Below are 13,743 nucleotides of genomic sequence, written 5' to 3' on the forward strand. Positions count from 1 at the left end.
TGAGTATAAAGTAGTTAGCTAGTGGTGCGATTTAGCTAATTCAAATGCTTCTAAACCATTTTTAACGCGGTAATCGTTAATAGCCGATTTAATGGCATCTTCTGCTAAAACCGAACAGTGAATTTTAACAGGTGGCAAAGCCAATTCTTCCACAATGTCCATATTGTCGATTGTTAAAGCTTCATCAATTGTTTTTCCTTTTAACCACTCTGTAGCTAATGAAGAAGAAGCAATTGCCGAACCGCAACCAAATGTCTTGAATTTAGCATCGGTGATTACATTATTGTCATCCACTTCAATTTGAAGGCGCATCACGTCTCCGCATTCCGGAGCGCCAACTAAACCGGTTCCAACAGATTTACTGTCTTTATTTAAAGTACCAACGTTGCGAGGGTTGGTATAATGTTCCATTACTTTTTCTGAATATGCCATCTTTTCAATTTTTTAAATTATTAATGTTCTGCCCACTCAATTTTACTCAAGTCGATACCCTCTTTAAACATCTCCCATAGTGGAGAAAGGTCTCTTAAGTGGTTCACAGCTTTTTTTGTATTTTCTATTGCGTAATCAACTTCTTCTTCCGTGGTAAAACGACCTAAACCAAAACGTATCGAAGAGTGTGCCAAATCATCAGAAAGGCCTAAACTTTTTAATACGTAACTAGGTTCTAAAGAGGCAGATGTACAAGCAGAACCAGAAGATACAGCCAAGTCTTTCATTGCCATCATTAAGCCTTCCCCTTCAACATATTTGAATGAAATGTTGGCTACATGTGGTAAACGATGCTCTGTGTTGCCATTTACGTAGCTTTCTTCCATAGTAGTTAAAGCAGCTTCCAATTTATCACGCAAAGCGGATAAACGTTTAGCTTCTTCATCCATTTCTAAGCGACACAACTCGCAAGCTTTACCTAAACCTACAATTCCCGGTACATTTAAGGTTCCAGAACGCATTCCACGCTCGTGGCCACCACCATCAATTTGCGAAGTTACTTTTACCCTCGGATTTTTACGACGTACATATAAGGCACCAACCCCTTTCGGTCCGTACATTTTATGTGCACTAAATGCCATCAAATCAATGCCATCTGCATTTACATCAACTGGGATTTTTCCCACAGCTTGTGTAGCATCTGTCATGAATAAAGCACCGTGTTTATGGGCAATAGCAGAAATTTCTTTAATAGGTTGAATTACACCAATTTCATTGTTACCATACATGATGGTTACCAAAATGGTTTCCGGAGTCATTGCAGCTTCTAATTCAGCTAAATCAATTAACCCATCTTCTTTAACTTTTAGATAAGTAACCCTTGCACCTTGTTTTTCCAAATGCTTACAAGTATCTAAAATTGCTTTGTGTTCGGTAGTAGCAGTAATAATGTGATTGCCTTTGTCGGCATACATTTCATACACACCTTTAATCCCTAAGTTGTCAGCTTCTGTAGCACCAGAAGTGAAAATAATTTCTTTTTCAGTACAACCAATTAATTTAGCAACTTGCTCGCGTGCGTAATCAACTCCTTCTTCGGCAACCCAGCCAAAAGCGTGGTTACGACTAGCGGCATTGCCAAATTTGTTGGTAAAGTATGGCAACATCGCCTCCAGAACTCTAGGATCTAGCGGGGTAGTAGCATTATTATCTAAGTAAATTGGAAGTTCCATTGTTTTGTTTAATTTTTATTTAACTCTCCTTGCGGAGATGATTTTCTACTTTTAGCAGTTGCTTTAATCTTAATACAAAGATACAAAATATTTTTGCGAACAAATGTAAAATGTATCTATGAAACTAGCTTTAAAACATGCATTTTTACATTCACTTAACCATTTTAACTATGAATAAGATCGAACATATCGGTATTGCCGTAAAAAACCTGACAAAATCAATAGACATTTATCAGCGTTTACTGGATGCAGACTGTTATAAAACGGAGCTGGTTGCCTCTGAGCACGTAAATACGGCTTTTTTTAAAACTGGGGAAAATAAGGTAGAATTGCTCGAAGCCACATCGCCCGAAAGTGCAATTGCTAAATTTATAGAGAAAAAAGGAGAAGGTATTCACCATATTGCTTTTGCTGTAGATGATATTATAGAAGAAATGGAAAGACTTAGGAAGGAAGGATTTGTATTGTTAAACGAACAGCCCAAAAAAGGTGCAGACAATAAAATGGTTTGCTTCGTGCACCCAAAAGATACAAGTGGGGTGTTGATTGAGCTTTGCCAGGAAATAAAATGGGTTTAAATTCAAACAAAATCCGGGTTTTAGGTATTTAATAAGAAACTTAAATGCCATGGAAGCTCAAGATCAACAACAAGGAAATAAATCGATGCCCCAAAACCCCCAACCAAACGATGAGGTTCAATTAAACATTGAAACAGTAACACCTGATACTGAGAAGGAGGTAAAGTCTACCAATGAATCAACGCAGAAACAATCAAAAAACCAGGACTCTGATCGGGAAGAAAACAAAGATCATAAAAGTGCTGGTAACGGAAATGACGCTAGAGATCAGATAGAAACGATCAATCCATGATAAACAAACAAGCAAACACATGACGTCTTTAATTAAAATTGTTTCAAAGGATTTCGACCTCCCTGAAAGCATCAGCGATTCGCAACTTCGGGACGCACTGGTTAAGACCTTCGAATATCTGGTGGATGATGATTTTCAGAAATTGCTACAAATTCTTTACAAAGCGGACGTGGATCAATACAAACTTAAAGAACTACTCGAACATGCCGAAGGTAAAAGCACTGCAGAGATCATCGCAGATGCCTATATTGAACGACAACAAGCAAAAGTTGAAACCTGGAAAAAGTATAGCCAAGCTTGAAGAAGCGCCCGTCATTGCGAGGAGTTACGAAACAAACGCCCGTCATTGCGAGGCACGAAGCAATCTCAAAAGCGGTGTAACCCTTCTAGTTAAGATTGCTTCACTACGTTCGCAATGACGAAAAATAAACGTCCGTCATTGCGAGGAGTTACAAAACAAACGCCCGTCATTGCGAGGCACGAAGCAATCTCAAAAGCGGTGTAACCCTTCTAAGTTAGGATTGCTTCACTGCGTTCGCAATGATGAGGGTCTAATTAAAATATTGCCTCCCGACTCCTACATACTTGATACTTCCTTATATTAGTGTCATGAAATCTTTTTCCTTTCTAATTGCGCTTATCACATTATCCTTAACGGCTACTGCGCAAACCCAAAAACCAATGCTGTACGGCAGTAATTGGATGGCTATAACAGGGAAGCCGATGGCAGCTACTGCGGGTGCAATGACATTTCAAAGCGGAGGAAATGCAGTAGATGCAGCCTGCGCGATGCTTGCCGCTACCTGTACCATGTGGGATACATTAAGTTGGGGCGGTGAAACGCAGGTTTTGATTTACAACCCCAAAACAAAGAAAGTTATTGCAATAAATGCGCTGGGTGTGGCACCAACCGGAGCAACTACCGAATTTTTTAAAAGCAAAGGTTATGATTTTCCGCCAGAATATGGCCCACTCGCAGCTACTACACCCGGAACACCTGGTGGCCTCATTTATATGCTGATCCACTATGGAACTTTAAGTTTAGAAAAAGTATTGGCTCCGGCTATGCAAATGGCGGCAGGTTATGCCATCGAAGCGCAAGCCGCCAATAGCATGGAGCGTGGCAAAGCACTGATTAAACAATGGCCATATAGTAAAAAAGTTTTCCTTCCACACTTGGGCGAAAAACGTGAAGCACCCGAAGGAGGCGAGATCTTCGTACAAAAAGATCTCTTACAAACCCTTGCCAAAATGGTGAATGCTGAACGGGAAGCATTAAAAAAAGGAAAAAGTAGAAAAGAAGCCCTAATGGCAGCTTACGATCGTTTTTACAAAGGAGATATTGCTCAGGAATTTGTACGTGGCAGTAAAGAGCAGGGAGGTTTAATTACCATGCAAGATTTGGCCAATTGGAAGCCGATTGAAGAAGAGCCGCTGATGGTAAATTATAAAGGAATTGAAGCCTATAAATTGAAGCAGTGGACCCAGGGCCCCGTATTGCTACAAGCGCTAAATATTTTGGAGAATTTTGATCTAAAAGCTATGGGTTATAACAGCTCTAAATATATCCATACCGTTTACCAAGCAATGAACATGGCTTTTGCGGATCGTGATTTCTATTATGGCGATCCATATGCTTTACCTGCCGAACCAATGAAAGGCTTGTTGAGTAAAGATTATGCGAAACAACGGGCTGCATTAATCCGTGTCGACAAAAACGATGCACATGTTGGTCCCGGAAACCCTTATCCTTTTGAAAATAAAAACAACCCTTATATCAACCTGCTTAAAACTAGAGGTTTTGAAATGGATAGCACCAAAAGGAATTTTGCACCGGTGCACGATTTGGGCAATAATTCCTTAAAGGCTGATTATGAAGATCGCTTATGGAGAGGAACAACTTCCATAGAAGCAGCAGATAAAGAGGGTTGGGTAGTGTCGGTTACGCCTAGCGGCGGCTGGTTGCCTGCCTGCATTGCCGGTAATACTGGTATTGGAATGAGTCAGCGGATGCAGAGCTTTGTACTCGACTCTGCTTTAAATCCATTTAACGTGGTGGCCCCGGGTAAGCGACCTCGGGTAACCTTATCGCCTTCTTTATTTTTAAAAGATGGGAAGCCATTTTTATCAGCTGCAGTACAAGGTGGAGATACACAAGATCAAAATTTGTTACAGTTCTTTTTAAATGTTGCTGAATTTGGTATGCCGGTGCAAAAAGCTACTGAGGCAGCTAACTTCAATACCAACCAGCTCTGGTTATCGCTTGGTGGAACTAAATCAAGCGATCGTGCCCCTAAGCCTGGGCAGATTTTATTGAACCGTAATACTTCAGAAACAGTTCGCGCAGAACTTAAGAAAATGGGCTATGATCTTAGTTTTGCTGAACGGACTAGTGGACCAATTAATGCTATTTACTTTGATTGGAAGCATGGCAGCTTATGGGGTGGATCAAGTAATCATGGCGAAGACTATGGAATAGGCTGGTAGTTTTTTAACTTAGCGAATTATGAAACAAATTATCCCTTATCAGAATATAACCGAAGCACTAGGTCAGCTGGACAACGGCGGGCGATTTTATAACTTATTTGCCAGAGCAGAAAATGGCCAAATTACCGCTGGCGAATTGGCAAAAGTAGCTGGGATGTTTAATGAAAGGCAAAAATTGGTGTTATTCTTAGAGCTTTCGATGTCTCAATTACCGAAGCATGATCAGATTAATATCATTTCTAAGCTGGAAGATAAATTGAGAAAAGACTTTCTCAAATATAAGGCGCAAGAACTGATGGCATCGGAAGCCGAAGCAAACGGTGTGCTTTCTGCAAATGCGATTATTACGGGAGTGCCTAGACTTAAAGATGCTAAATCAGAGTTCAAAGGACTTATCTTGGTTCCAATTTCAACTGGTAAAGCAATGACATTTGTTCCTGTGCCGATTATCGATCAATACGATATTTATGAAATCAGGGATGATCATTCATCGGAAACTTTCCTAATTGCCCACTATCGTGGAAAAGAAAAACTGCCAGCAACAATGATCAAAGTCGCCGGTGTAATTAAGAACATGGAAGTTAAGACTGAAGGAGAAAAAAAACATCAGAAATTCCTGGAGATCAATTATTATCAGCAGATCCAATGAGAGAGTTCAGCCTTATTGCGAGTTACCTGTCATTCCGAGGTGCCCATCATTGCGAGATATCCCGTCATTGCGAGGTACGAAGCAATCTCAAAGCGGTATAATCCATCCTAAGTTAAGATTGCTTCGTACCTCGCAATGACGCTATGCTTCATGCCTCACAACTCCTCGCAATGACGCTGTGCGCCCCCTTTAACTTTCGATTTCTTTCAAGCTATTCATCTTCTTATAGGCTAAGAAACCTTTAATATCTTCGAAGTGTTCCCGAACGCGCTTATTACCAAATTCAAACACTTTTTCAGCTAGTCCATCTAAAAAGTCCCGATCATGTGATACTAGAATCAAAGTACCATCAAAATCTTGCAGGGCATCTTTAATAATGTCTTTTGTTTTCATGTCGAGGTGATTGGTAGGTTCATCCAGAATCAACAAATTTACTGGCTCTAGCAAAAGTTTAATCATCGCTAAGCGGGTTTTTTCACCTCCCGAAAGTACTCTTACCTTTTTATTGATATCATCCCCGCTAAACATAAAAGCACCTAAAAGGTCTTTAATTTTAATACTTCCATCACTTAATGGGATTTGATCGATGGTTTCAAAAACGGTTAAATGCTCATCGAGCAACGCTGCTTGATTTTGAGCAAAGTAGCCGATCTTGGCGTTGTGGCCAACTTTTAAACCGCCTTCAAAATCAATTTCACTCATAATGGCTTTAATCATGGTCGACTTCCCTTCTCCATTCTTGCCTACGAAAGCCACTTTCTGACCCTGTTCGATAACCATTGCTGCTTTTTCGAATACTACGTGATCGCCATACTTTTTCGTTAAATCCTCTACAATTACCGGATATTTACCTGAGCGTGGAGACGGAGGGAACTTCAGTCGCAAGGCCGAAGTATCGACTTCATCAATCTCAATAACTTCGAGTTTCTCTAACATTTTTACGCGTGATTGAACTTGTAGGGTTTTAGAGTAAGTGCCTCTAAATCGATCTATAAATTCTTGGTTATCGGCAATAAAGCGTTGCTGTTCTTCGTAAGCTTTTAATTGGTGCACACGGCGGTCGGCACGAAGCTGTAAGTAGTGCGTATATTTCGCCTTATAATCGTATATCCTGCCCATCGTTACCTCAATGGTACGATTGGTAATATTGTCTACAAAGGCCCGGTCGTGCGAAATGACCATCACCGCCTTGGCCGAATTGATGAGGAAATCTTCCAGCCATTGAATACTTTCAATATCCATGTGGTTAGTAGGCTCGTCCAGTAAAATAAGATCGGGCTTTTTTAATAAAATTTTTGCAAGCTCAATCCGCATGCGCCATCCGCCCGAAAATTCTGAAGTCTGGCGGTTAAAATCTTTACGTTCAAAACCCAATCCTTTTAATACCTTTTCTACTTCTGCGTCGTAATTGGTTTCCTCAATCGAATAAAATTTCTCGCTCAACTCAGATACACGTTCAATCAGCTTCATATAATCGTCGCTGTCGTAATCAGTCCGGATGGTTAACTGCTCGTTTAGCTCATCCAGTTCTTGCTGCATTTGATTAACTTCTTGGAAAGCTTTTGATGTTTCCTCGAATACCGTTACATTATCCTGCGTAAGCAAGTGTTGCGGCAAGTACGCAATTACCGCCTCTTTGGGGCCTGTTACGTTACCCGAAGTGGGCTTGGTTGCACCAGCGATGATTTTTAAAATTGTAGATTTGCCAGCACCATTTTTGCCCATCAGGGCTATTTTATCATTTTCGTTAATCGAAAAGGTTACGTCACTAAACAGCGTTGTTCCGCCAAATGAAACGGAGATATTATTTACATTAATCACAAAGGAAGGGTATTAAATTTTGGGGCAAAGATAGGAGAATGAAATGGATTAATAAACACAGGAAAAGCCCATCAGACAAATAACTATGTAGCGACCATTTTTCAACAACTGCGTTATCGCTTGTCCCTGGCGGAATAAATGCATGTATAATAGCCGCTGGGTTAAATAATTTATTGTTTACGATTATGTCTCCTGCAAAGGACGATTTGGTATATTGGAGCGAAATAGCTGTAATACATAAACATCCAGGAGTAACCTCGAATTCGAAAGTTTTGCCCGGTAATACCTTGGGCTTATACGAATAGGGGATATCCATAATTTGTGGTATAGTCTTTTTGGTTCGTCCATGAACTAGATCGAGTATCGTAGTTAACACCAAAAGCTTACATCCCTCAAGACGATCTTCGGGGAATTTAAGGTCTACAGGAACGTTTATTTCAGGTATGGTTACCTTAAGCATGGTGCCATCTAAGCTAAGGGTAGGCGCTACTAAGAAATTGTTTTTTAAGGGAGACTTTATGTTAAATTCAAAACCTACTAACGAACGAAAACTATCTTCTTTGAAGTTAAAGCCCTGCGTCTCTGTGATTTTTGCTGCGTTTAAAGAATAAAGCACTTCCTTGCTTAGTCTGGCAATCATTTGTCCGTCGTAAAACCGATTGGAGATATGGTGTAAGCCAACTCGTATTTCGGCTGCTAATTTGCTTGCTTTTCCAAACAAAGTCGCTGCTTTTTTTGTACCTTCGGTACGCTTCTTTTCATTGGTAATTGGTAAGCTTTGAACAATTTGCTTACCATTGAGCTCGCGATAAACGGCTTCACTCAATTTACCATGAATAAACTTCCCTTTAATATGTGCCATATTGTGGTTTATAAGTATTTAGACCTTGTTCCTATCAGGATAATATCTGCTATGGGACTGGTTAACCATGTTTCACAGTTGAATATAAGTAAAATCCCTGATGATTCCCAGTTTTTAATGAGAAAGTGGGACTGAACTGGGACTCAAGTGGGACTCAACTGGGACTCACTGTTCTTAAAATGCTTTTAAGAGTAGGCGTTGTTACCTAGCTTTTTCGAATGAAAGCCGAACAAATGAAGTTTAAGAAGTTTAGGAATTATTGGGACCGAACGTCCGTGTAGAAACTCGATTAAATATACACAAATTTAAGGATATAAAAAACTAAATCCCGCTTGAAAAATTACTGGTTTTTAAAAATTTAGGTGCTGCTCTGTGTTTAGTAGCTTGCTCAAATGCATAGGCAAAAGCTAATACTACGGGTTCTTGGTAAGCGCCAGCCATAATAGACAGACCAATCGGCAGTTCAAAAACCCTTCCCATTGGCACTGTAATGTGAGGAAAGCCAGCCATTGCAGCCGGTGAAGCAAAATAAAAGCCACCGCTATAATCACCATTAAAAAGATCGATTAAAGATGGAATGCCGAAGCTTGTCCCTACTATGGCATCTAATTGATTTTTCTCCATTAGCTCATTGATGATTTTCCGGGATGACAATACCTTTGCCAATGATTCTTTGTAAGTGTCGCTGTTTAAATCCACTGCTTTATCACTTGCTTCTAAAGTTTCTTGCTTGAAATAGGGCATAGCAGTGCTTTCGTTCGCTTTGTTAAAGGCAATTACCTCAGTTAAGGTTTTTACCTGAGCATTGGCTGTGGCCAGATAAGCGTTTACACCAGCTTTAAATTCGGGTTGTAGCACGCTGGCATTTATAGCGCGCATCTCTTTTAATAATTCTATTTCAATTACTTGAGCACCCAATTCCTTCAGCTTTTCAATAGCTGCTTTATATAATCCAACTATACCCTCATGGCCATTTAAAAAAGATTTTTCGATTCCAATCTTCTTTCCTTTTAAAGCATCTACGTTTAAAAACTGGGTATAATCTGCATAGGTTTTGCCAGTGCTCGTTTTAGTGATTTCATCCTGTTCATCAACGCCGGTTAATGCGCCTAAGAGGATGGCGGCATCGGTAACATTTCGGCACATTGGGCCTGCGGTATCTTGTGTTTTAGAAATTGGAATAATACCGCTGCGGCTCCATAAGCCAACGGTGGGTTTGAAACCTACAATACCACTGTAAGAAGAAGGGGCAATGATAGAACCATTGGTTTCGGTGCCAATAGCAATGGCGCATAAATTTGCCGATACGGCTGCGCCGGAACCAGAACTGGAACCACTCGGACTACGTTCTAAAAGGTAAGGGTTTTTGGTTTGTCCGCCACGGCTACTCCAGCCACTACAGGAGCGTGTTGACCGGAAATTTGCCCATTCGCTTAAATTCGTTTTGCCTAGGATAACTGCGCCAGCTTCACGTAGTTTTTTAATTATAAAGGCATCAGCCGATGCGATGTTGCCTACTAGCGCTAACGAACCAGCGGTAGTTTGCATTTTATCGCCTGTGTTGATGTTGTCTTTTATTAAGACCGGAATTCCGTGAAGGGGACCGCTGATTTTTCCCTGTTTACGTTCTTCATCCATTTGTGCGGCGATTGCCAGGGCATCGGGATTTAGCTCTATGATGGAGTTTAGCTTTGGTCCGTTCTTATCGATTTTTTCAATTCTTTTTAAGTATAGTTTAATCAGTGTTTTTGAAGATAATTTGCCCCTTTGCATCCTTGCTTGTAATTCGCTAACCGTGATTTCGTTTAATTCAAAATCGTCTGCAAAACCTGCTTCAGTTGTAGCCAACGATAGGGGCATTGCTGCCGCCGAAAAACTTAAGGTTGATAAAACGCTAGCGGCTGCGCCGTTTTTGAGGAAATTTCTTCTGTTCATAGTAAAGATGGAATGATTAATTAAATATAAATAATTAATTTGCCCTTGCAATTAAAAAATAAAATCTCGATATTTGCATCCTCTAAAATAAGATGAATAAATAAAAACCATGAAACTGCCGTTGGTTCACACCTGCAAAAAGCAATAAAATGCTTACGATGGCTTCATAAACATAAAAAAATATAGAAATGAAAAAAGATTTGCATCCATCAAACTACAGATTTGTAGTATTTAAAGATATGTCTAACGAGTATCAGTTTTTAACTAAATCTTGTGTTGAGACTAAAGAAACTATTAAATGGGAAGATGGTAATGAGTATCCATTATATAAATTGGAGATTTCTCACACTTCACATCCTTTTTATACAGGTAAAATGAAGTTAGTTGATACTGCAGGTCGTATCGATAAATTTAAAACTCGTTACGCTAAGAAGTAATTCTAACCGTAAACAAAATATTTTGGAAGTCCCGATGCATTGCTCGGGACTTTTTTTATTTTTGTTGCTTATGAAGATCAATTTATTTGATGACAAAGCCTGGTTATCGCTTAGACCGTTAACCTTAACCCGACCGGTAGCCGATTTAAGATTGGGTATATTAACGATTGCCGAGAAATGGGCGAAATACCTGGAAGCAGATTTTGGGTTTATTACACAAGGGTACCTGCAAACAAAATATCCATCAATTAATGCGAGCCTTTACATTAATGGGGCTGTTTGTCCGGATGAAAAACTCATTGCCGCAGTGCACAAGCTAAATGCAGAAGAGGTATTGATTAAGGAGGATATGGTCATTGCCTATCGCACTGAGAAAATTGACTTAGATAAGCTTCATGCCCTTACTCAATTTAAAAATATAAACTATCTGGCTGCTTTTACCCATATCCAGTATCCTGAAGATATTTTTAAGAATAATCATGCGGAGTTGGTCAAAGATTTTGCGATTATTACCAAGGGACGAAAATCAGCTACTTTAAGTAGTACGAATACATTTTTGGGCGACCAATTTTTTGCAGAAGAAGGGGCAAAGGCGGAATGTTCTACCTTTAATAGCTTACATGGACCAATTTATCTGGGTAAAAATGCGGAGGTTTGGGAAGGTTGCCATATTAGAGGTTCTTTTGCGCTTTGCGATAATTCGCAGGTAAAAATGGGTGCCAAAATATACGGGCAAACTACTATTGGTCCGCACAGCAGGGTTGGAGGCGAAATTAACAATGCCGTAATTTGGGGTTATTCATCAAAAGGCCACGAAGGATATTTGGGGAATGCCGTATTGGGGCAGTGGTGTAATATTGGTGCTGATAGCAATAATTCGAACCTTAAAAATAACTATGCTGAAGTAAGGCTGTGGGATTACGAAAAGGAGAGTTTCCGTAAAACGGGATTACAGTTCTGTGGTTTAATTATGGCCGATCATGCTAAATGCGCCATTAATATGATGTTTAATACCGGCACAGTGGCGGGGGTAAGTGCGAATATTTTTGGAGCAGGTTTTCCACGTAATTTTATACCAGACTTTGCTTGGGGAGGTGCGCATGGCTTTGAAGTTTACGCACTCACTAAAATGCTTGAAACTGCAGAAAAGGTTTTCGAACGAAGGGCGATGGTGTTGGATGAGGTGGAGAAAGCGATCTTGGCACATGTTTTTGAGGAAACCAAGAGGTACAGAAGGTTTTAAGTGGGCGTCATTGCGAGGCACGATACGTCAATGAGGTACATACATCAGCGAGGCACAATACGTCATTGCGAGGTACGAAGCAATCTCTTTTAAGATTGCTTCGTACCTCGCAATGACGATAAAATAATAAAATTTAATAATCCTAAACAATACTTAATAATCCTATTATATGAGAAAAAAAATAGTTGCAGGGAACTGGAAAATGAACATGGACTACAGTGAAGGAATTTCTACCTTTTCTGAGATTGTAAACATGGTTAGAGATGAGAAAAAGGGCGATCAGATTGCTGTAATTTGTGCTCCATATATCCATTTGAATAGCCTGGCACAATTGTCGTCTGGTATAGTGAAAATTGGTGCGCAGAATTGCCACCAAAACGAGAGCGGTGCTTATACCGGTGAGATATCTGCTAAAATGATTAAATCAACGGGTTGCGAATATGTAATTGTAGGGCACTCAGAGCGCAGACAATATTTTGCAGAAAGCGATGTGCTATTAGCTGAAAAGACTGCTATTGCTTTAAAAAACAATTTAACGCCAATCTTCTGTATCGGTGAAACGTTAGATGAGCGCAATAATGGAAGTTATTATCAAGTATTGAAGTCGCAGTTAGAAAACGGTATATTTTTATTGAATGCCGAAGATTTTGCCAAGGTTGTGTTAGCATATGAGCCAGTATGGGCAATTGGCACTGGTTTAACTGCAACTCCCGAGCAAGCACAGGATATTCATGCCTTTATACGCTCGGAAATTGAAGCAAAATACGGTTGGCAATTGGCTGACGATACCACTATTTTATATGGTGGTAGTTGTAATCCTAAAAATGCTTCGGAGTTATTCGCACAAAATGATATTGATGGCGGATTAATTGGTGGCGCATCGCTTAAATCGCGCGACTTTACAGAAATTATAAAGGCATTAAATTCATAATGGAATATAAGAAAGTAGCATTTAGCTTTAGTGGGATTGAAGAATACCAGAAGGATTTACTCATTGCCGAATTGGCAACTGTTGGATTCGATACCTTTGAAGATACGGATACAGGGTTTGATGCCTTTGTGGTAGCTACTCAATTTAACGAGACTTCGTTGAATGAAGTTTTAATGAGTTTTGGTGATGAGCTACAATATAGGTATAGTGTACAGGATATTGAACCGGAGAATTGGAATGAAGAGTGGGAAAAGAATTTTACGCCCCTTATTATCGCAGATAAATGTTATGTAAGGGCAACTTTTCATGAAGCACAACCGGAATATCCTTATGAGATTGTGATCGATCCAAAAATGGCTTTTGGCACTGGCCACCATCAAACCACTACCATGATGATGGAATATATCCTGGAAACAGATATGACAGACAAAGTGGTTTTGGATATGGGCGCAGGGACAGGAATCTTAGCTATTTTAGCATCAAAAAGAGGTGCAATGGAGTTATTCGCGATCGATAATGATGACGTTTGTTATGAAAGTGCGATGGAGAATGCTGCGCTGAACAATATCACTAATTTGACTTCCCTCTGTGGGGGTAAAGAAGCAATTCCTGCGTTAGATTTCGACCTGATTTTAGCTAATATCAATCGGAATATTTTGCTGGATCAGATAGCACATTATGCAAACGTCTTAAAAGATGGGGGAAATATATTTTTTAGTGGTTTCTATGAAACTCCTGATTTAGGAATAATTACTGCACACTGCGAACAATTTAAGCTTGCCTATGTTGATCATAAAAGGATCGGCGATTGGGTAGCGGCTAAATTTGTTAAGGGCTAACTGAA

14 protein-coding genes are annotated in these 13,743 nt (G+C 39.9%); 9 read left to right on the forward strand and 5 right to left on the reverse strand.

The genetic code is table 11. The features are described from left to right. Window positions 1-18 precede the first annotated feature (18 nt). Complete coding sequence (gene iscU / locus BM207_RS03940; protein ID WP_090992274.1) at window positions 19-432, reverse strand: Fe-S cluster assembly scaffold IscU; 414 nt, start codon at window positions 430-432, stop codon at window positions 19-21. 20 nt (window positions 433-452) lie between these two features. After that, window positions 453-1,664 carry an IscS subfamily cysteine desulfurase gene (locus BM207_RS03945; RefSeq protein ID WP_090992275.1) on the reverse strand — a complete coding sequence of 404 codons (1,212 nt, stop codon included), beginning with the start codon at window positions 1,662-1,664 and terminating at the stop codon, window positions 453-455. Window positions 1,665-1,834: 170 nt separating this feature from the next. Between BM207_RS03945 and mce the strand changes: the two genes are divergently transcribed. The 5 genes from mce to BM207_RS03970 all read left to right on the forward strand — a co-directional run bounded on the left by mce (window position 1,835) and on the right by BM207_RS03970 (window position 5,670). Next, entirely contained in the window at window positions 1,835-2,242 is a 408-nt protein-coding gene (gene mce, locus BM207_RS03950) for a methylmalonyl-CoA epimerase (RefSeq protein ID WP_090992276.1), read from the forward strand. Window positions 2,243-2,291: 49 nt separating this feature from the next. Further along, window positions 2,292-2,534: a hypothetical protein gene (locus BM207_RS03955; protein WP_090992277.1), complete on the forward strand. Its 243-nt coding sequence runs from the start codon at window positions 2,292-2,294 to the stop codon at window positions 2,532-2,534. Window positions 2,535-2,553: 19 nt separating this feature from the next. Next, window positions 2,554-2,835 (forward strand): hypothetical protein, encoded by a 282-nt coding sequence (locus BM207_RS03960; protein ID WP_090992278.1) that lies wholly within the window; start codon window positions 2,554-2,556, stop codon window positions 2,833-2,835. A 308-nt stretch (window positions 2,836-3,143) separates the two neighbouring features. Beyond that, window positions 3,144-5,021: a gamma-glutamyltransferase family protein gene (locus tag BM207_RS03965; RefSeq protein ID WP_090992279.1), complete on the forward strand. Its 1,878-nt coding sequence runs from the start codon at window positions 3,144-3,146 to the stop codon at window positions 5,019-5,021. Window positions 5,022-5,040: 19 nt separating this feature from the next. Next, complete coding sequence (locus tag BM207_RS03970; RefSeq protein ID WP_090992280.1) at window positions 5,041-5,670, forward strand: hypothetical protein; 630 nt, start codon at window positions 5,041-5,043, stop codon at window positions 5,668-5,670. 189 nt (window positions 5,671-5,859) lie between these two features. Here the strand turns inward: BM207_RS03970 and BM207_RS03975 are convergent, their stop codons facing one another. The 3 genes from BM207_RS03975 to BM207_RS03985 all read right to left on the reverse strand — a co-directional run bounded on the left by BM207_RS03975 (window position 5,860) and on the right by BM207_RS03985 (window position 10,288). Beyond that, on the reverse strand, window positions 5,860-7,491 hold the full coding sequence (locus BM207_RS03975) for an ABC-F family ATP-binding cassette domain-containing protein (protein WP_090992281.1): 1,632 nt from the start codon (window positions 7,489-7,491) through the stop codon (window positions 5,860-5,862). Then, entirely contained in the window at window positions 7,484-8,353 is an 870-nt protein-coding gene (locus BM207_RS03980; RefSeq protein WP_090992282.1) for a hypothetical protein, read from the reverse strand. The genes BM207_RS03975 and BM207_RS03980 overlap by 8 nt, the downstream gene beginning before the upstream one ends. A gap of 321 nt (window positions 8,354-8,674) precedes the next feature. After that, window positions 8,675-10,288, reverse strand: a complete 1,614-nt coding sequence (locus BM207_RS03985) for an amidase (protein WP_090992283.1) — start codon at window positions 10,286-10,288, stop codon at window positions 8,675-8,677. A gap of 188 nt (window positions 10,289-10,476) precedes the next feature. Here BM207_RS03985 and BM207_RS03990 point away from each other — a divergent pair, with 188 nt between their 5' ends. The 4 genes from BM207_RS03990 (at window position 10,477) to prmA (ending at window position 13,738) form a co-directional block, all read left to right on the forward strand. Further along, complete coding sequence (locus BM207_RS03990) at window positions 10,477-10,725, forward strand: type B 50S ribosomal protein L31 (protein ID WP_055133715.1); 249 nt, start codon at window positions 10,477-10,479, stop codon at window positions 10,723-10,725. 70 nt (window positions 10,726-10,795) lie between these two features. Further along, window positions 10,796-11,968 (forward strand): putative sugar nucleotidyl transferase, encoded by a 1,173-nt coding sequence (locus tag BM207_RS03995; protein WP_090992284.1) that lies wholly within the window; start codon window positions 10,796-10,798, stop codon window positions 11,966-11,968. A gap of 169 nt (window positions 11,969-12,137) precedes the next feature. Continuing rightward, on the forward strand, window positions 12,138-12,899 hold the full coding sequence (gene tpiA, locus BM207_RS04000) for a triose-phosphate isomerase (protein WP_090992285.1): 762 nt from the start codon (window positions 12,138-12,140) through the stop codon (window positions 12,897-12,899). Next, the gene (prmA, locus tag BM207_RS04005; protein WP_090992286.1) at window positions 12,899-13,738 is read left to right on the forward strand and encodes a 50S ribosomal protein L11 methyltransferase; all 840 of its coding nucleotides are present in this window, start codon (window positions 12,899-12,901) and stop codon (window positions 13,736-13,738) included. The genes tpiA and prmA overlap by 1 nt, the downstream gene beginning before the upstream one ends. Window positions 13,739-13,743 lie beyond the last annotated feature (5 nt).

The organism is Pedobacter insulae (assembly GCF_900113525.1).
GTDB classification, from domain to species: domain Bacteria; phylum Bacteroidota; class Bacteroidia; order Sphingobacteriales; family Sphingobacteriaceae; genus Pedobacter; species Pedobacter insulae.